The sequence below is a fragment of the Streptomyces sp. NPDC006602 genome, assembly GCF_042870385.1.
Lineage (GTDB): Bacteria > Actinomycetota > Actinomycetes > Streptomycetales > Streptomycetaceae > Streptomyces.
Window position 1 is genome coordinate 105,593 of record NZ_JBIAHG010000015.1, and the last position, 16,778, is coordinate 122,370.

At 71.1% G+C, this 16,778-nt stretch carries 18 protein-coding genes; 3 read left to right on the forward strand and 15 right to left on the reverse strand.

The window, feature by feature from the left end; all coding sequences use genetic code 11:
• Nucleotides 1–124 precede the first annotated feature (124 nt).
• Entirely contained in the window at nucleotides 125–964 is an 840-nt protein-coding gene (locus ACFYO2_RS31000; protein ID WP_388355601.1) for a MaoC family dehydratase, read from the forward strand.
• Between the two features lie 64 nt (nucleotides 965–1,028).
• Here ACFYO2_RS31000 and ACFYO2_RS31005 read toward each other — a convergent pair whose 3' ends face one another.
• From ACFYO2_RS31005 to ACFYO2_RS31075, 15 genes are all read right to left on the reverse strand, one after another.
• Nucleotides 1,029–1,691: a TetR/AcrR family transcriptional regulator gene (locus ACFYO2_RS31005; protein WP_388355603.1), complete on the reverse strand. Its 663-nt coding sequence runs from the start codon at nucleotides 1,689–1,691 to the stop codon at nucleotides 1,029–1,031.
• A 39-nt stretch (nucleotides 1,692–1,730) separates the two neighbouring features.
• The gene (locus tag ACFYO2_RS31010) at nucleotides 1,731–2,039 is read right to left on the reverse strand and encodes a DUF4229 domain-containing protein (RefSeq protein WP_388355605.1); all 309 of its coding nucleotides are present in this window, start codon (nucleotides 2,037–2,039) and stop codon (nucleotides 1,731–1,733) included.
• Between the two features lie 133 nt (nucleotides 2,040–2,172).
• Entirely contained in the window at nucleotides 2,173–2,694 is a 522-nt protein-coding gene (locus tag ACFYO2_RS31015; RefSeq protein ID WP_388355607.1) for a GNAT family N-acetyltransferase, read from the reverse strand.
• On the reverse strand, nucleotides 2,672–3,784 hold the full coding sequence (locus ACFYO2_RS31020; protein WP_388355609.1) for a GNAT family N-acetyltransferase: 1,113 nt from the start codon (nucleotides 3,782–3,784) through the stop codon (nucleotides 2,672–2,674). The genes ACFYO2_RS31015 and ACFYO2_RS31020 overlap by 23 nt, the downstream gene beginning before the upstream one ends.
• A gap of 5 nt (nucleotides 3,785–3,789) precedes the next feature.
• Nucleotides 3,790–5,070: an ATP-grasp domain-containing protein gene (locus tag ACFYO2_RS31025; protein WP_388355610.1), complete on the reverse strand. Its 1,281-nt coding sequence runs from the start codon at nucleotides 5,068–5,070 to the stop codon at nucleotides 3,790–3,792.
• On the reverse strand, nucleotides 5,067–6,317 hold the full coding sequence (locus ACFYO2_RS31030; RefSeq protein ID WP_388355611.1) for an MFS transporter: 1,251 nt from the start codon (nucleotides 6,315–6,317) through the stop codon (nucleotides 5,067–5,069). Before ACFYO2_RS31030 ends, ACFYO2_RS31025 begins: the two co-directional genes overlap by 4 nt.
• On the reverse strand, nucleotides 6,314–7,585 hold the full coding sequence (locus ACFYO2_RS31035; RefSeq protein WP_388355613.1) for a diaminopimelate decarboxylase family protein: 1,272 nt from the start codon (nucleotides 7,583–7,585) through the stop codon (nucleotides 6,314–6,316). Before ACFYO2_RS31035 ends, ACFYO2_RS31030 begins: the two co-directional genes overlap by 4 nt.
• Nucleotides 7,582–8,403, reverse strand: a complete 822-nt coding sequence (locus ACFYO2_RS31040) for a class I SAM-dependent methyltransferase (protein WP_388355615.1) — start codon at nucleotides 8,401–8,403, stop codon at nucleotides 7,582–7,584. The genes ACFYO2_RS31035 and ACFYO2_RS31040 overlap by 4 nt, the downstream gene beginning before the upstream one ends.
• The gene (locus tag ACFYO2_RS31045; protein WP_388355617.1) at nucleotides 8,403–9,098 is read right to left on the reverse strand and encodes a 2OG-Fe dioxygenase family protein; all 696 of its coding nucleotides are present in this window, start codon (nucleotides 9,096–9,098) and stop codon (nucleotides 8,403–8,405) included. Before ACFYO2_RS31045 ends, ACFYO2_RS31040 begins: the two co-directional genes overlap by 1 nt.
• A 145-nt stretch (nucleotides 9,099–9,243) precedes the next feature.
• On the reverse strand, nucleotides 9,244–9,897 hold the full coding sequence (locus ACFYO2_RS31050) for a UdgX family uracil-DNA binding protein (protein ID WP_388355619.1): 654 nt from the start codon (nucleotides 9,895–9,897) through the stop codon (nucleotides 9,244–9,246).
• A gap of 31 nt (nucleotides 9,898–9,928) precedes the next feature.
• Nucleotides 9,929–11,092: an aminofutalosine synthase MqnE gene (gene mqnE / locus ACFYO2_RS31055; RefSeq protein ID WP_388355620.1), complete on the reverse strand. Its 1,164-nt coding sequence runs from the start codon at nucleotides 11,090–11,092 to the stop codon at nucleotides 9,929–9,931.
• Between the two features lie 36 nt (nucleotides 11,093–11,128).
• Nucleotides 11,129–11,584: an Lrp/AsnC family transcriptional regulator gene (locus tag ACFYO2_RS31060; protein ID WP_388355622.1), complete on the reverse strand. Its 456-nt coding sequence runs from the start codon at nucleotides 11,582–11,584 to the stop codon at nucleotides 11,129–11,131.
• 65 nt (nucleotides 11,585–11,649) lie between these two features.
• Nucleotides 11,650–12,327, reverse strand: a complete 678-nt coding sequence (locus ACFYO2_RS31065) for a UbiX family flavin prenyltransferase (protein WP_388355623.1) — start codon at nucleotides 12,325–12,327, stop codon at nucleotides 11,650–11,652.
• A 133-nt stretch (nucleotides 12,328–12,460) separates the two neighbouring features.
• Complete coding sequence (gene mqnP, locus ACFYO2_RS31070) at nucleotides 12,461–13,363, reverse strand: menaquinone biosynthesis prenyltransferase MqnP (protein WP_388355625.1); 903 nt, start codon at nucleotides 13,361–13,363, stop codon at nucleotides 12,461–12,463.
• Nucleotides 13,360–14,811 carry a menaquinone biosynthesis decarboxylase gene (locus tag ACFYO2_RS31075; protein ID WP_388355626.1) on the reverse strand — a complete coding sequence of 484 codons (1,452 nt, stop codon included), beginning with the start codon at nucleotides 14,809–14,811 and terminating at the stop codon, nucleotides 13,360–13,362. The genes mqnP and ACFYO2_RS31075 overlap by 4 nt, the downstream gene beginning before the upstream one ends.
• Before the next feature lie 89 nt (nucleotides 14,812–14,900).
• Here ACFYO2_RS31075 and ACFYO2_RS31080 point away from each other — a divergent pair, with 89 nt between their 5' ends.
• Nucleotides 14,901–15,272, forward strand: coding sequence for a PLD nuclease N-terminal domain-containing protein (locus tag ACFYO2_RS31080; RefSeq protein WP_388355628.1), 372 nt, complete (start codon nucleotides 14,901–14,903; stop codon nucleotides 15,270–15,272).
• Between the two features lie 107 nt (nucleotides 15,273–15,379).
• Nucleotides 15,380–16,768, forward strand: a complete 1,389-nt coding sequence (locus ACFYO2_RS31085) for a purine-cytosine permease family protein (protein WP_388355630.1) — start codon at nucleotides 15,380–15,382, stop codon at nucleotides 16,766–16,768.
• The last annotated feature ends 10 nt before the right edge of the window (nucleotides 16,769–16,778 follow it).

Consider the following 16,778-nt stretch of genomic DNA (forward strand, 5'->3'; position numbering starts at 1 on the left):
CGTGGAAGGTTCGTGCGGGTTCGGCGGTGGTCCGGAGCCGGGGATGTGCAACCTCGGCGCTTATGCGAGTGAGCCTCAGGCACATCCCGCGTGACGTGGCATTACCTACGGTAACTTCTCTCTCGTGTCCCTCGTCCTGACCCGGCCCCCCGCCCTCGCGCCCCTCCTGGCCCGCGGCGCCCTGCTGTCCCCCTTCAAGCGGCCCCGCCCGGCCGCCGACTTCCCCCGCACCCGGCTGGTCCTGCCCGGCCTGCGCGTCGACCTCGCGCGGCTGGCGGCGTACGAGCGGGTGTGCGGCTTCCCGACCGGGGACGACGCCCTGCCGGTGACGTATCCGCATGTGCTGGGCTTTCCGCTCGCGATGCGCCTGATGAGCGGGCGGAACTTCCCGCTGCCGCTGCTCGGGCTCGTCCACACGTCGGTCGAGATCGCACAGCACGAGGCGCCGGCGGCCACCGGGGACTACGAACTCACGGTGTACGTCGACGGGTTGGCGCCGCACCGACGCGGCACGGAGGCCGCCGTCGTCACCGAGGTGCGGGCGGACGGGAGCGTCGTGTGGGAGTCGAGGAGCACGTATCTCGCCCGGCACCGCACGGACGGCCCTGCCGCGAAGACCGGCGTATCGGCCCGCGAGCCGCTTCCCACTGTCGCCGAGTGGCGGCTGGCCGGGGACATCGGACGCCGGTACGGTGCCGCGTCCGGCGACCGCAACCCCATCCACCTGTACCCGCTCACCGCCCGCCTCTTCGGCTTCCCCCGGCCCATCGCGCACGGCATGTGGACCTTGGCCCGCTGCCTGGCCGCGCACGGCACACCGCAAGCCGCCCTGGTGCGGGCGCAGTTCAAGGCGCCCGTGCCGCTGCCGGGCACGGTGACGTACGCCGCGGACGACGAGCGGTTCGAGCTGCGCGGCGGGGACCGGGTGCACATGAGCGGCGAGATCTATCCGATCGCCTCGTGAACCGAAACGTCGAGCCGATCGCCTCGTGGGCCGAGGTCCACCGGATCGCCTCGTGAACCGACATCTATCCGATCGCCTCGTGAACCGGCTCCGGCGGCGACCACGGGTTCCCGTTCATCAGGTTGCCGAGCCCCGCCCACGCGAAGTTCATAAGAGTCGCCGCCGCCTGTCCGGCGCTGACGCCGGGCGTGGCGTTGGCCCAGGCGGCGAGTGACTCGGCGGCGCCGAACAGGGCCTCGGCGAGGCCGGCGACCTCGCGTTCGGGGAGGTCGGGGTCGCGGTGGGCCTCGCGGGCGGCGACGACGATCAGCTGGGTCACGAAGGCGACGATCCCCTCGCGCATCGCGGCGACCTCGGCGGCGAACGACTCGCCGTGGGTGCGGGCCTGGAGGTGCAGGACCGACCAGGCGTCCGGGTGTTGCGCGGTGTGCGTGAAGAACGCCCCCAGCCCGTCCCAGAGTTGGCGGTCGGCGGGCAGGCCGGGGTCGACGCCGGCCCGTACGGCCTCGGTGAGGGCCTTGGCCTCGCGGCGGATGCAGGCGGTGAAGAGGTCTTCCTTCGAGTTCAGGTACAGGTACACCAACGGCTTGGACACGCCCGCGAGTTCGGCGATCTCGTCCATCGAGGCGGCCATGTAACCGCGCTGCCCGAAGGTCCGCACGGCGGCGTCCAGCATCTGCTGTTCACGGACGGCACGCGGCATCCGCTTGCTCTTCACGGCACCCATGCCGGAAAGACTAATCGGGCACGGCCGTGAGCAACGCCCCTACGAGGCCTGGGGAGCCTGGCCCTGCGTCCGGGCGCTGTCGTCGGCCCCGTCCTCCTGGCTGCGGTTGGCCTCCAGGTTGGACTTCATGCGGTCCACCTTCTGGACGACCTGGACCGAGGCGCGGTCCCGCTCCTTGCGCAGCACGACGAAGCTGATCGGGGCGGAGAGCAGGAGGGCGAGCAGGACGACCCACATGCCGTTGGCGTCGCCCACGCCGCGCGGGACGGCACCGGAGTAGACAAGGCCCCAGACGACCACGAGGCAGCCCACGAAGATCCCGAGGCGCATCAGTGTGTAGCGGAGCATCTCAATCCACTCTTCCGTTCCGACTGGGGGTCCCCCCACTGGGGGCGTTCCCGAAGGCACCATCCAGTGAAGCACGCCCGGCATGCGATCTTGCAGGGGGTGTCTCCGTCCAGGAGAGGCCTCGGTACCGGTCTCAGTTCAGGGGAAGCCACATCATGATGTCGTCCCGGTAGTCGTCCGCGGCGACCCGCAGCCCGCCCGGCACCCGGCCCACCTCCTTGTAGCCGACGGAGGCGTAGAAGTTCTCCAGGCCCATTCCGCCGCGGCAGGTCAGCTTGAGCGCCTCCAGGCCGAGGGCGCGGGCGTGTTCCTCGGCCGCCGAGAGCAGGGCCCGGCCGTGACCGCCGCCCTGGAGGGCGGGGTCGACCATGACGGTGGTCAGCCACGCGTAGTGGCCTTGGAGGCGGTGTGTGTTGAAGCCGAGGAAGGCGGTGGCGCGCAGCCGTCCGTCGGGGTCGAGCCCGGCGATCAGGCGGTGGCGTCCGGCCGCGACCGACTCCGCGTACCGGTCGATTTCGGGACGTACCTCCTCGTACGTCGTGTCGCCGACGAAGCCGACCGCTCCGCCCTTGTTGTTGACGTCCGTCCACAGCCGGGTCAGCTCGTCGAGCAGCTCGGGGGTGAGGTCGGGGTCAGGCCGGAATATGAGCTCCATGGTCGGCAAGTTTAAGTTCGGCCAGCCGTGCGCCCGTCTCCGGGTCGAAGGCCTTCACGTACGCGAGCTGGGCGCGTCCGGTGCAGCCGCGGGAGAGTTTCACGTCGCCGGAGCCGGTGCCGTAGTGGATCGCCGTCACGTCCTCGGCGACGGCGAGGCGCAGCAGCTCGTAGTAGAGGAGGCCGAAGTAGAGGGGGGTGTCGCCCTTGGCTTCGTAGTCGTAGCCGGTCTGGCGGGCGTACATCTCGCCGCGGTGGGTGAAGAAGAGCACGAAACCGGCGAGGTGTCCGTCCAACTCGGCGGTGAGGACGCGGGCGGTGTCGCCGGTGTTGGTGGCGACGCTGGTCAGGACGCGGCGGAAGGCGTCGGCGTCGGCCGGGGTGCCGTACTTGGCGTAGAGGTTGAGTTCCAGGGGGGCGATGCGGTCGATGAGGTCGTCGGTGAGGGGCGAGAGCTCGTAGCTCACGCCCGCCTCCTCCAGTCGCCGCAGGTCGCGGCGGATGCGGCGGCGGGTCTCGCGGCCGAAGCGGGCGCGGTAGGCGTCGAAGCCTCCGTCGGCCGCCGGCGGCACGTCCAGGGAGTACGTCGTCTCGAAGGCGAGGTCCGTGTAGCCCGCGTCGGTGAGGGCGGTGCGCAGGACGGCGTCGTCCTCGTCGACGTAGAGGAAACAGACCGAGCGCATGCCGTCGTCGCGGGCTTGTTCCTCGGCAGTGGTGAGGAGGCCGCGCAGGGCGTCCGGGTCGGCGGCGGCCGCCTTGCCGTGGGAGGGGTTGCGGCCGCCGAGGGCGAGGGCGGGCATGAGGCCCGGGGTCCAGGGGGCGTCGTAGGTACGGCCAAGGACGAAGTCGGGGCGGCAGAAGACATAGGGGGCGTCGTCTTCGAGGGGGTGCGCGGGGAGGGCGGCGAGCAGGTCCCCGTCCGTGGAGTGGGCGGTGAAGTAGTACGGGGCGGTGGCGGCGGTGGCGTGGGCGTGCCGGAGCCAGGGCGTGGCGGAGAAGAAGGACCGGGCGCCGAAGGCGGAGTCCCAGGCCGGGGCGAGGGCGTGGGGGCTGCGGTGGACGCCGACAGTGAGGCGGCCGGGGTCGGTCATGTCCGTCACTCCCCCTCCCCCTGAACCACCGGCGTCAGCTGTCCGATCGCCGCGTCCGCGCACCGCAGCGCGTCTCCCGCCGTGTCGGCGGTGGCCACCACCGTGCCCAGGTAGTCGAGGTTGCTCTCGGCCGGCTTGACCGGCTTGCCCACCTTGGGCTGGAGGACGACCGTGACGACGCCCGGCACCCGGCGGGCCAGGTCCGCGCCCTCGACGCCCGCGAGGATCCCCGCCGACCGTGCGGTGAGGTACCGGGACGCGGCGGCCCGGGACTGGGTGGGGGTCAGGTCGGCCGGCACGCCCGCGTGCAGCTTGGCGACCTCGCGTTGCATGTGGATGCCGGTGGATTCGAGGATCAGCCGGGGAATCTCCGCCCCCGCCATCCGCCCGTTGATCTCCACGACGTACGGCCCGCGCTCGGTGACCTTGACCTCGACGTGCGCGGCGCCGAAGTCGTGCCCGACGGCCGTAAGGGCCCGCGCGGCCAGCTCGGCGCAGGCCTGACGCACCGGCTCGGACAGCAGCGACGGGAACACCTCGCCCAGCTCGGCGAAGTACGGGTGCGGGCCGAGTGCCTTGTCGGTCAGCCCGATCACGACGTGCGCCTCACCGTCGTGAACGATCTCGGCGCTGAGCTCGTAGCCGATCAGGTACTCCTCGACGAGCGCGCCCGGGCGGCGCGGCTGGCCCCGGAAGTTCAGCGGGACGGACGCGATGGCGTGGTGCGCGGCGGCGACCTCCTCGGGCGTGCGGCAGAGGCTGACGCCGATGCTCGCCGACTCCGTCATCGGCTTCACCACGACGGGCAGCCCGTACTCCTCGGCGGCGGCCAGCGCGTCCGCCTCGGTGACGGCCTGCGTGAAGCGCGGTACGGCGACCCCGGCGTCCCGCATCAGCTCGCGCTGGACGAGCTTGTCGCGGCAGGCGGCGGCCGCGCCGACGTCCATGCCGGGCAGCCCGAAGTGCGCGGCGATCTCGGCGACGATCGGGATGTTGTAGTCGGTGACCGTCATGACGCCGGCGAGCACGCCCTCGGCGTGGAAGGGCGTGAGCGCCTCGATGACGGCGGCCACGGAGTTGGTGTCGGCGGTGAGGATGCCGTCGATGTACTTGGCGTACACCTCGTCGGCGGTCGAGACGATCCGGTAGCGGTCGGGGTCGTTGCTCACCAGCACGGCCCGGTGGCCGAGTTCGTGGGCGGCGCGCAGCGGGGTGAGTCCGAAGTCGGAGAGCTGGCTCTCGATGACGGCGATCACTGGGGTGGTGATCACGGGGATGGTGCTCATGCGGTCTTCCCTTCGAGGGCCGGTGCGGGGGGTGCGGTCGCCACCGCGATGGGATGGCGGGCGGCGACGACGAGGACCAGGGCGAGGGCGGTACAGGCGGCGGGCACGAGCAGCGCGGCCGAGGCGCCCAGCTGCTCGGCGACGACACCGGCCCCCGCGGAACCGGCGGCGCTGCCGGCCTGGATGAAGCTGCCGACGCCCGCGAAGGCCTGGGTCATCCGCCCGGTCTCCGTCATGTCGCCGATCAGCTGGAACTCCTCGGCACCGGCGGGCGCTATGGGCGTCCCGCTGGCGATCAGCAGGACCGCCAGGAGTACGACGGCCGTGGTGCCGTCCGCGAGGCCGGCCAGCGGCAGCAGCGCGAGCCCGGCGGTGAGGACGACGAGGAGCCGCAGATAGCGGCCGTAGGTGGAGCCGGGCCGCAGCTTCGCCCCGTAGACGAGACCACCGGCCACACTCCCCGCCGACTGCAGGGCGAGCAGCACGCCCGCGAACGCCGTGTCCGACCGCTCCCCGTCCAGCAGCGCGGCGACGGCGACGGCGAGCGCGCTGGACAGGGCGGCGGTCAGACCGATCGCGACGAGGACGGTGAGCGCGGCGATCGGCCGGTGCGCGCCGCGTTTGCGGGGCCTGGCCACCGAAGGGACGGGCCGCTGTTGCCGTACGGCGGGTGCCTGGGCGTAGGCCCAGGTGCCGGCGCCCATCACCACCGCCGCCGTGACGAGCGCGGGGCGGGCGCCGACGGTCGCGGCGAGCAGGGTGATCAGGGAGGGGCCCGCGATGAAGAGGAACTCGGTCAGGGTGGCCTCGAAGGAGTACGCCCGCTGCCGCAGGCCCTCGTCCTCGGTCAGCCTGCTCCACAGCGCCCGCACCGAGGCCCCGACCGGCGGCGCGCACGCCCCCGCGAGACAGGCGCCCGCGAACAGTACGGCGACCGGGGCGCGAACGCCCGCCACGGCGACGCAGACCAGCGCCACGCACACCCCCGCGCCCAGCACCCGCAGCACGGGCGCCGGACGCAGCCGGTCCATGGCCCGCCCGGCGAAGGGCTGCCCGCACGCGCTGCCGACGGCGTAGGCACCAGCGGCCCCGCCCGCCACGGCGAACGACCGCCCCGCCTCGACGACGCTCAGCAGCAACGCCACCGGCACCATGGTCACCGCGAGACGGGCACAGGCGGCCGGGAGGACGGCGGGGCGGGCGCCGGGAAGGCGGAGCAGCTCGGCGTACTTGGCGACAAGACTCATACGCCGGCCTCCACCGCGAACCGGAACACGTCCTCGTCCGTCTCCGCCCGCCACACCAGGTCCTCCCGCTCCCCGTCGATCGCGACGACCCCGGCGCGCAGGCGGATGAAGTTGTTGCTGCGGCCCAGCGAGTAGGCGCCGGAGTCGTGCATGGCGAGCAGGTCGCCGACGCCGAGGTCGGCGGGCAGGTCGGTGTCGGGGGCGTGGACGTCGGCCTCGTAGCAGAGCGGGCCGGCCAGGGACCACGGGGTGAGGTCCGCCGAGAACTCCCGCCCCAGCGGGGTGAAGCGGTGGAGTTCGCCGGTGCCGGTCCAGGGGGCGATGTGGTGGCCCGCGTCGAGGATCAGCCAGTTGGAGTCCGGCAGCTCCTTGCGGGACATCACCCGGGTGAGCAGGCACATCGCGTCGGACACCAGCAGCCGCCCCGGCTCGCACGCCAGCACGGCGTCACCCAGCCCGAGTTCGGCCATCCGCTTGTCCACGGCGGTGAGGAAGGACGCCGGGTCGAGTCCCGGCCCCGGCGACCGGTCGGTGCCGCGCGGCCGCAGGATCCCGGGCACGCCGAACCCGCCGCCGATGTTCACCTCCCGCACGCCCAGCCGAGCGGCCTCCTCCAGCACCGGATCGAGGGCGGCGAGCAGCAGCTCGGGATACCTGATCTGGCTGCCGAGGTGCGCGTGCACGGCGGTCAGCCGCAGGTGCTGCGCCGCGTCCACGGCGGCCAGCACCCGTGCCAGCTGCCCGCTTCCCGTCGGCCAGCCGAACCGCCCGCGCCGGGCGGCCCGTTCGGCCTGTGCGACGAACGCGGGGTCGTCCGATCCGGTGACGGGCAGCCCCGGAAACAGCCGTATCCCCACCTCCGCCACGGTCCCCGCCTCGGCCGCCGCCCGCTCCAGGGCGGCGATCTCGTGCTCGCCGTCGATGTTGACGCGCACGGAGTTCCGTACGGCGAGGGCGAGTTCGTCGTCCTTCTTCACCGGCCCGTTGAAGACGATGTCGCCGGGCGCGAACCCTGCGCGCAGCGCGGCCCGCAGCTCGTAGCCGGAGACCACGTCCGCACCGAGGCCGCGCGCCGCGAACCGCTCGCACAGGTGGGGAAGGTAGTTGGTCTTCACCGAGTAGTAGGCCCGTCCCGGCCTCGCCAACCCGCCGAGCGCACCCAGCAGTTCGTCGGCGGCCCGCTCGGCCCGCCGCACGTCGAGGACGTGCACGGGAGTGCCGTACCGCCCGGCGATGTCCGTGAGGCGTGCCCCGTCCCAGCCGGTCATGGCCGCTCCCCTCCGGTTCCCGGTCCAGATCCGGTTACCGGTCCCGGTCCAGATCCCGATCCCGTGATCAGCCGGAACCCGGCGTCGATGTGGTCCAGCTCCAGCAGCCCCGTGTGCCCGCGCGCCCACGCCCCGGACTCCAGGTCGGCGGCCAGCCGCCCGATGCCCCGCTCCACCGCGGCCGGGTCGGTCAGCGCGAACGCCGAGCAGGAGCGGCGGCGCGCCGGGTCCAGGTAGGCGTGGGGCCGCCGCCAGAAGGCGGTCATGAAACCGTCGGTGAAGTCGTGCCACACGGGCAGCCGGCGGACCTCGCACTCGCCGAGCAGCCCGGTCAGATACGGCAGCGGCGGCACCCTGCTCTCCTCCGCCTCGGCGATCTCGGGCAGGTACTCGCGGGTGAGCCAGAACTCCCGCTGCACCGCCATGTCGTACGTCACGACGACGAACCGCCGGGCCACGCGCCGCAGTTCGGCGATGCCGACGGCGAGGTCGGTCCAGTGGTGCACGGTGAGCACGGCGAGGGCGACGTCGAACTGCGCGTCGTCGAAGGGGAGTTCCTCGGCCCGTCCGGTGAGACAGGGGGCGGCTCCGGTCGGCCGCTGGGCGCGCATCGCGGCGGAGGGTTCGACGGCGAGCAGCGGGACGTCCCGCGGTTCGTAGGAGCCGGCACCCGCACCGACGTTGATGACGCTGTGCGCGTCACCGACGGCGTCGCGGATCGCGGCGGCCCAGCGCGGATCGGGCCGCCGTACGGAGGAGTAGCCGATGCCGATCCGGTCGTAGAGGGCGTCGGAGGCGGTCGGGGCCTCGGTCGTCATCACGCCGACGCCCGCTGCCCCTCCAGGACCTTCGCCTCCCACTCCTCCCCGTACCGGCGCTCGTCCCAGGGGTTGACGGCGATCAGCCAGACGTCGCGCAGGCCGCCGCTGTCGTCGAGGTGGTCGATGTCGGTGGCGTGGTGGAACATCTCGCGGTCGTTGAGCGCGATGGCCTGCCCCGGCTGCAGCACCGTACGGAAGAACGGCTTCCCGCCCCCCGGCGGCATCAACTGGGTCTCGCCGCCGCTGATGTTGTGCCGGCGGCTGACCGCGGTGACGGTGTAGTGGTGCCCGTCGCGGTGCGGCCCCTCGGGCACGGCGACGCCCTTCACACCGGGTGCGGAGACGATGCGGACCTGGTGCACGTTGAGCTGCCAGGACGCGTCCTCGTCGAGGCCGATCGCCTCGGCGGCGGCACGGATCAGCGGCTCGGGCACGACGCCCAGCGGCTCGAAGGACCGCGGCTGCCCGCCGACCAGCGCGTTGTACTCCCGCGCCTGCGCGAACTCCCGGTGCGGCAGCACCCGCGGCGTCCACGCGCCGCCCTCATGGGTGAGCCGGAACTGCGAGTAGCGGCGATAGCGCTGCCGCGAGCCCGTGTACTTGTCCAGCGGGAGCTTCTCGAACTCCGTCAGCGCCGCCTCCCCCAGTGGCGGCACGTCGAAGATGGTGAACCCCTGACCGTTCAGCCCCATGTGCCGCAACTCCCCGTGTTGCCCGGCCAGTTGACCGGAAAGCGACTTGAAGGCCAAGACTGTAGTCGCCGTTGATCAACACGCGTAGACACCGGGGCGTTAAATCAAGGTTTCCGAAAACCGTGCACCGGCTGTGGCCGGTTGTTCACCCCAGGGCGCGGGCCGCGACCCGCAGATCGGAGACCAGCCCGCGATACGCGGCCTCCCGGTCGTCCGCCCGCAGCACCGACGAGGGGTGCACGGTGGGCACCAGCCGCTCCGCGTGCCCGTGGATCTCCTCCTCCAGCACCGTCCCGCGCACCTGCGTGACCCGGAACGACGACCCCAGCAGCGCCTTGCCCGCCGTGGCCCCGAGCACCACGATCAGCTCGGGTTCCACGACCGACAGCTCGGCGGCCAGCCACGGCCCGCACGCGGTCATCTCCCGCAGGGTCGGCGCCTTGTGGATACGGCGCTTGCGGGGCTCGGCCTGCGTGAACTTGAAGTGCTTCACGGCGTTGGTCACATACGCCTCGCCGGGATCGATGCCCGCCTCCGCCAGCGCCCGGTCCAGCAGTTTCCCGGCCGGACCGACGAAGGGCTTGCCCTGCCGGTCCTCCTGGTCCCCGGGCTGTTCTCCCACGAGCATCACGCGCGCGTCTGCCGCGCCCGCCCCGAACACGGTCTGCGTGGCGTCCCGGTGCAGCGGACAGCCCCGGCACTCGCCGGCGGCGCGGCGCAGGGCGGTGAGACCGCCGCTGTCCGGAACGAAGGGTTCGGCGGTGTACGCGTCCTCTGGTGCGGTCGTGCGGGGGCTCACACCCGCCGAGTACCCCCGCACCCCGAAGAACTCACACCCGCATCGGCTGCGGCGACTCGCGACGCGCCGGGTCGGGACCGTCGTACTCCCGGATGATCTCGTACCGCGTGTTGCGCTCCACCGGCCGGAAACCGGCGTCCCGGATGAGGTCCAGCAGGTCCTCGCGGGTCAGCTTGTTCGGGGTGCCGTAGTTGTCGGCGTCGTGCGTGATCTTGTACTCGACGACCGAGCCGTCCATGTCGTCGGCGCCGTGCTGGAGCGCCAGCTGGGCGGTCTGGACGCCGTGCATGACCCAGAAGACCTTGACGTGCGGGACGTTGTCGAAGAGGAGGCGGGAGACGGCGAAGGTCTTGAGGGCCTCCGCGCCGGTCGCCATCTGCGTACGCGCCTGGAGGCGGTTACGCACCTTGCCGTCCTTCATGTCCACGAAGTCGTGCTGGTAGCGCAGCGGGATGAAGACCTGGAAGCCGCCGGTCTCGTCCTGGAGCTCACGCAGCCGCAGCACGTGGTCGACGCGGTGCCGGGGCTCCTCGATGTGGCCGTACAGCATGGTGCTCGGGGTCTTGAGCCCCTTCTCGTGCGCCAGCCGGTGGATGCGCGACCAGTCCTCCCAGTGGGTGCGGTGGTCCACGATGTGCTGCCGGACCTCCCAGTCGAAGATCTCGGCGCCGCCGCCGGTGAGGGACTCCAGACCGGCGTCGATGAGCTCGTCGAGGATCTCGCTCGCGCTCAGCCCCGAGATGGTCTCGAAGTGGTGGATCTCGGTGGCGGTGAAGGCCTTCAGCGAGACGTTCGGCAGGGCGGCCTTGAGCTCCTTGAGCGACCGCGGGTAGTAGCGCCACGGCAGGTTCGGGTGCAGCCCGTTGACGATGTGCAGCTCGGTGAGGTTCTCGCCCTCCATCGCCTTGGCGAGCTTGACCGCCTCCTCGATGCGCATCGTGTACGCGTCCTTCTCGCCCGGCTTGCGCTGGAAGGAGCAGTAGGCGCAGGACGCGGTGCACACGTTGGTCATGTTGAGGTGGCGGTTGACGTTGAAGTGCACGACGTCGCCGTTCTTCCGCGTCCGCACCTCGTGCGCGAGGCCGCCCAGCCAGGCCAGGTCGTCCGACTCGTACAGCGCGATGCCGTCCTCGCGGGTCAGCCGCTCACCAGAGCGGACCTTCTGCTCCAGCTCGCGCTTGAGTCCGACGTCCATACCCACACCTTTCTCCGACGACTTCCCACCGTACGTCTATGCCTCTTCGGGCAGCTCCCCGACCCGGTTCTCCCACTTCGTGGACAGCACGATCGTGGTACGGGTCCGGGACACGCCCTTGGTACCGCTGAGCCGCCGGATGATCTTCTCCAGGCCGTCGACGTCCGTCGCCCGCACCTTGAGCATGAACGAGTCGTCGCCCGCGATGAACCAGCAGTCCTCGATCTCGCCGAGGTCCTTCAGCCGGCGCGCCACGTCCTCGTGGTCGGCGGCGTCCGAGAGCGAGATGCCGATCAGTGCGATGACGCCGAGACCGAGCGAGGCGGCGTCCACCGTGGCCCGGTAGCCGGTGATGACGCCGGCCGCCTCCAGCCGGTTGATGCGGTCGGTGACGCTGGGTCCCGACAGACCGACGAGGCGTCCCAGCTCCGCGTAGGAGGCCCGGCCGTTCTCCCTCAGGGCCTGGATGAGCTGCCTGTCCACCGCGTCCATGCGATCGAAGCCTTCCGATGAAGAGACTGAAGAGGTCTGAATCTGAGGTTGGTGGTGCGTGGTGCTCAGGCAGGAGGACGGGAGCCGCCGCCGATCTCACCCTGCCACCGGCGGTACAGCCCGTGCCCGACGCCCGCCGCGTCGAGGACCCTCCCGGCGACGAAGTCCACCAGGTCCTGGATGTGCGTGGCGCCCGCGTAGAAGGCGGGCGAGGCGGGTACGACGCTGGCGCCCGCGTCGTCGAGTGCGACCAGGTGCCGCAGGGTCTGCCCGTTCAGCGGGGTCTCCCGCACGGCCACGACCAGCGTCCGCCGCTCTTTCAGCGTGACGCTCGCGGCGCGTTGCAGCAGGTCCTTCGACAGCCCCAGCGCGACTCCGGCGACACACGCCGTGGAGGCCGGCACGATCAGCATCCCCTTCGAGGGGTACGACCCCGAGGACGGCCCCGCCGCGAGGTCCCCGGCACTCCAGTGCCGTACGCCCTCGATGTCGACCTCGAAGGTCCCCGGCTTCCCGTCGGCGCCCCTGGACAGCCATTCCCGCAGGTCACCCCGCCAGTGAGCGTCCCGGAAAGAGATCCCGGTCTCGTCGAGCAGAGTCAGCCGCGAGGCCCGGGACACCACCAGGTCGACGCTCTCCCCGGCGGCGAGCAGTGCGCGCAGGACGGCAGCCGCGTACGGCGTACCGGATGCTCCCGACACCCCCACGATCCAAGGCGTGCGCTGCGTTTCTCCTGCGTTCACACCCTGAGCCTACCGGCGGGGACCTTGGTGAGGTGCGTCAGGAGTCCGGGTCGACAGGGAGGGCAGCGGTGTCGATGGTGACGCGCCCGAGTTCGGTCTCTACGGCCACCCTCAATGGTAGGCCGCACCGTACTTACACGGTCAGACCCCGAACCAAGAGATCCAGCAACGCGCACACGAACAGGGCAATCCCGATGAACCCGTTGACGCTGAAGAACGCCCTGTTCAGGCGGGACAGGTCATGGGGCCGCACGATCGAGTGCTCGTAGACGAACGCGCTCGCGACGATCATCAGGCCGAACCAGAAGAAGGTCCCCGCGTCGGTCGCGACGGCGTACCAGACGAACAACGCCGTCGTGGCCGCGTGGCAGACCCGCGCGCCCCACACCGCCGCCGGGATGCCGAAGCGGGCCGGGACCGACATGACGCCGATCTCGCGGTCGGTGTCGACGTCCTGGCAGGCGTAGATCAGGTCGAAGCCGCCGATCCAGATGCCGACGGCGAGACCGAGGATCACCGCGTCCCAGGACCACTCGCCGGTGATCGCCAGCCAGCCGCCGACCGGGCCGATCGCCTGGGCGAGGCCGAGGATCGCCTGGGGGAAGTTCGTGAACCGCTTGCCGTAGGGGTAGACCACCATCGGGATCACCGCGATGGGGGCGAGCGCCAGGCACAGGGGGTTCAGCAGGGCCGCCGAGCCGAGGAAGATCACCAACGCGACCAGCGCGCCCGTCCAGGCGTGCTTCACCGACATGGCGCCGGTCACCAGCTCGCGGTGCGCGGTCCGGGGGTTTCGGGCGTCGATCTCCCGGTCGATGATCCGGTTGACCGCCATCGCGAAGGTCCGCAGGCCGACCATGCAGACGGTGACCAGGAGAAGACGGCCCCAGTGGATGTTCTCGTCCCACTGGAACATCGCGGTGAGGGCGGCGATGTAGGCGAAGGGCAGCGCGAAGACCGAGTGCTCGATCATCACCAGGCGCAGGAAGGCCTTGGTGCGTCCCGGCTGCGGGAGCGCCGCAGAAGCTGAACTCACAGCCCGTACTCCTTCCACCGGCGGTCGACCTTCGCCGCCGTCTGAGGGTCGGACAGCACCATCTCGGGCCAGCCGCCGTCCCGCGTGTAGCCCTCCTCGGGCCACTTCCTGGTCGCGTCGATGCCCGCCTTGCCGCCCCAGAACTGCTGGTAGGAGGCATGGTCGAGGTGATCGACGGGACCCTCCACGACCGAGAGGTCACGGGCGTAGTCTGTGTTGCCGAGGGCCCGCCACGCGACCTCGTGCAAATCGTGGACGTCGCAGTCGGCGTCGACGACCACGATCAGCTTGGTCAGGGACATCATGTGTGCCCCCCACACCGCGTGCATCACCTTCTGCGCGTGCTTCGGGTACTTCTTGTCGATCGAGACGATCGCACAGTTGTGGAAACCGCCCGCCTCCGGCAGGTGGTAGTCCACGATGTCCGGCACGATGATCTTCAGCAGCGGGAGGAAGAACCGCTCCGTCGCACGGCCCAGCGGTCCGTCCTCCGTCGGAGGGCGGCCTACGACGATCGACTGAAGCAACGGCCGCTTCCGCATCGTCACGCAGTCGATCTTCAGGGCGGGGAAGGGCTCCTGCGGCGTGTAGAAGCCGGTGTGGTCCCCGAAAGGACCCTCCGGGAGCATCTCGCCGGGCTCCAGCCAGCCCTCGATCACGACCTCCGCCTGCGCGGGCACCTGCAGCGGCACCGTCTTGCAGTCGACCATCTCGATCCGCTTGCCCGCGATGAACCCGGCGAACAGGTACTCGTCGATGTCACCGGGGAGGGGGGCGGTGGAGGCGTACGTCACGGCGGGCGGACACCCGAAGGCGATCGCGACCGGCAGCCGCTCGCCGCGCCGCGCCGCGACCTGGTAGTGGTTCCGGCTGTCCTTGTGGATCTGCCAGTGCATGCCGATGGTGCGCTTGTCGTGGCGCTGGAGGCGGTACAGGCCCAGGTTGCGGATCCCGCTCTCCGGGTCCTTGGTGTGGGTGAGCCCCAGGTTGAAGAAGGAGCCGCCGTCCTGCGGCCAGGTGAAGAGGGCGGGGAGGGCATCGAGGTCGACGTCGTCGCCGTGCAGCACGACCTCGTGGACCGGCGCCTCTTTCACCTTCTTCGGCGGTACGTGCGTCATCGCGCCGAGCTTCCCGAAGGCCTCGCGCACGCCGACGAAGCCGTGCGGCAGCTCGGGCCGCAGCAGCCCGCCGATCTTCTCGGAGATCTCGGCGTACGACTTCAGCCCCAGGGCCTTCAGCAGTCGCCGGTCCGTTCCGAAGACGTTCATCGCGAGGGGCATCGCGGAGCCCTTCACGTTCTCGAAGAGCAGCGCCGGGCCCTGGGACTTCTGCACCCGGTCGACGATCTCCCCGACCTCGAGATACGGGTCCACCTCGGCCTTGACGCGCTTGAGGTCACCCTCGCGCTCCAGGGCCCTGAGCAGGGAACGAAGATCGTCGTAAGCCATGCGGTCAAGTATCCCCGAGCGGCTACCCTGGCCCGGTACCTGGGGTCCCGTGCTCGTGGCCCCGACGACCGTTCCACTGGAAGGCCTCCATGCTCCGGGTACTGATGTTCCTCGTGCCACTGGCGCTGAGCGTGTACGCGTTCATCGACTGCATCAGCACGAAGGACGAGGACGTCCGTTACATGCCCAAGCCGCTGTGGGCCATCCTCGTCCTCGTCTTCCCGCTCGCCGGCTCCATCTCGTGGTTCATCGCGGGCAAGCAGCGAAACCCGGCCGGCGCGGGCGGCCCCGCGGGCCTCGCCGGCTCCGCCGGTTCGCCGTGGAGCCGGGGCGGCAGGCAGCAGTGGGTGGCGCCGGACGACAATCCCGAGTTCCTCAAGTCCCTCAAGGACGAGGACAAGAAGGACGGGGACGAGAGAGACCGGGACAAGAGGGACGACGGCGATGACCCCACCGCCTGATCCCACCGATTGTCCTTGACACCGGACAAGGTGTACGCCGGTAAGCCGCCGGAAGCGGACAATGCGCCCCTGGGCGGCGGCGGGTGGGAGCCGGAGACTTACCTCGCATGACGACAGCTCCCGCCGACTCCACCGGCACCACGCTCACCCCCGAATACGGTGACAAGGTCATCGCCGTCGAGACGGCGGGCTCGGAACCGATCCCCGACGCCGAACGGCACGGCAGCCCGCTCCAACTGCTGTGGACGTGGGCGTCCCCGAACATCGAGTTCGCCACCGTGTACATCGGCGTGATCTCGGTGCTGTTCTTCGGCCTGAACTTCTGGCAGGCGACGGCGGCGCTGCTGCTGGGCACGGCGCTCGGCTCGCTGACCCACGGGATCCTGTCCCTGGACGGCCCGCGCTTCGGCGTACCGCAGATGGCGGTCGGCCGCTTCGCCTTCGGTTTCCGGGGCAATCTGCTGCCGGCGGGTGTGAACGCACTGGTCGCGGGTGTCGGCTGGTTCGCGGTGAACAGTGTGAGCGCCGCTTTCGCGCTGAACACGCTGACGGACCTGCGTCCGCTTCCTTCCTTGTTGCTGGTGGTGGTCGCCGAGGTCGTGATCGGCTTCATCGGCCACAACTTCGTCCACGCCTTCGAGAAGTACGCCTTCCCGGCACTGGCGGTGATCTTCCTGCTGGCGGGTGTCTGGACCTTCAAGGAGGCCGACCTCGGCGGGGCGGGCGCCGGCGGCGGCATCGGCGGCTTCCTCCTCGCCTTCAGTACGGCCTGGGGCTACGCGGCCGGCTGGAACCCGGGCGCCTCGGACTACTCCCGCTACCTCCCGCGCACGGCGAACCGCTTCAAGACCGCCCTGTACCCGGCCGTAGGCCTGTTCGTGTCGGTCGCGATCGTCTCGGTGATCGGCGCGGCGTCGGCGACGATCGTCGCCCCCGAAGGCGCCACGCCCACGGCGGCCTTCACGGGCCATCTCCCGGGCTGGCTCAGCAACCTCGTCCTGCTCGCCATCATCCTCGGCGCGGTCTCCGCGAACGCCCTGAACGTGTACTCGTCGGCCATGTCGGTGACCGCCCTCGGCTTCAAGCTCCCGCCGTGGCTGGGCCGAAGCGCCATTGTCGTCCTGTGCGGTGTCGCCGGTACGGCGGCGGCGTGGGCGTCACTGGCGGACGCGGGGCACGCGTACGAGGCGTTCCTGCTGGTGATCGCGTACTGGGTGGGGCCGTGGCTCGGGGTCGTACTGGTCGAGCGGTGGCTGCAGGCCCGGACGCCGGTCGAGCAGCTGGCGGCCCGGCTCGGCGACCGGACGTTCGCCAACTGGCCCGGTATCGCCGCCCTGTTGATCGGCATCGCGGTGTCGGTGCCGCTCTTCTCCAACCAGGAGAAGTACGTGGGATGGGTGCCGGAGCAGTGGCCGTCCTTCGGCGACATCACGTGCCTGGTCGGGTTCGTGGTGAGTGCGGGACTGTACGCGGTGCTGCGCCGGGCGGCGCGCTAGTCGGCGCCCC

Excerpts from the sequence above, each read along its gene's own strand:
- ACFYO2_RS31025 (WP_388355610.1), bottom strand. The coding sequence starts at position 5,070 with ATGAGCACCATCCCCGTGATCACCACCCCAGTGATCGCCGTCATCGAG.
- mqnE (WP_388355620.1), bottom strand. The coding sequence starts at position 11,092 with ATGGACGTCGGACTCAAGCGCGAGCTGGAGCAGAAGGTCCGCTCTGGT.
- ACFYO2_RS31005 (WP_388355603.1), bottom strand. The coding sequence starts at position 1,691 with ATGGGTGCCGTGAAGAGCAAGCGGATGCCGCGTGCCGTCCGTGAACAG.
- ACFYO2_RS31015 (WP_388355607.1), bottom strand. The coding sequence starts at position 2,694 with ATGGAGCTCATATTCCGGCCTGACCCCGACCTCACCCCCGAGCTGCTC.
- ACFYO2_RS31045 (WP_388355617.1), bottom strand. The coding sequence starts at position 9,098 with ATGGGGCTGAACGGTCAGGGGTTCACCATCTTCGACGTGCCGCCACTG.
- ACFYO2_RS31020 (WP_388355609.1), bottom strand. The coding sequence starts at position 3,784 with ATGACCGACCCCGGCCGCCTCACTGTCGGCGTCCACCGCAGCCCCCAC.
- ACFYO2_RS31010 (WP_388355605.1), bottom strand. The coding sequence starts at position 2,039 with ATGCTCCGCTACACACTGATGCGCCTCGGGATCTTCGTGGGCTGCCTC.
- ACFYO2_RS31030 (WP_388355611.1), bottom strand. The coding sequence starts at position 6,317 with ATGAGTCTTGTCGCCAAGTACGCCGAGCTGCTCCGCCTTCCCGGCGCC.
- ACFYO2_RS31080 (WP_388355628.1), top strand. The coding sequence starts at position 14,901 with ATGCTCCGGGTACTGATGTTCCTCGTGCCACTGGCGCTGAGCGTGTAC.
- ACFYO2_RS31035 (WP_388355613.1), bottom strand. The coding sequence starts at position 7,585 with ATGACCGGCTGGGACGGGGCACGCCTCACGGACATCGCCGGGCGGTAC.
- ACFYO2_RS31040 (WP_388355615.1), bottom strand. The coding sequence starts at position 8,403 with ATGACGACCGAGGCCCCGACCGCCTCCGACGCCCTCTACGACCGGATC.
- ACFYO2_RS31075 (WP_388355626.1), bottom strand. The coding sequence starts at position 14,811 with ATGGCTTACGACGATCTTCGTTCCCTGCTCAGGGCCCTGGAGCGCGAG.
- ACFYO2_RS31060 (WP_388355622.1), bottom strand. The coding sequence starts at position 11,584 with ATGGACGCGGTGGACAGGCAGCTCATCCAGGCCCTGAGGGAGAACGGC.
- ACFYO2_RS31085 (WP_388355630.1), top strand. The coding sequence starts at position 15,380 with ATGACGACAGCTCCCGCCGACTCCACCGGCACCACGCTCACCCCCGAA.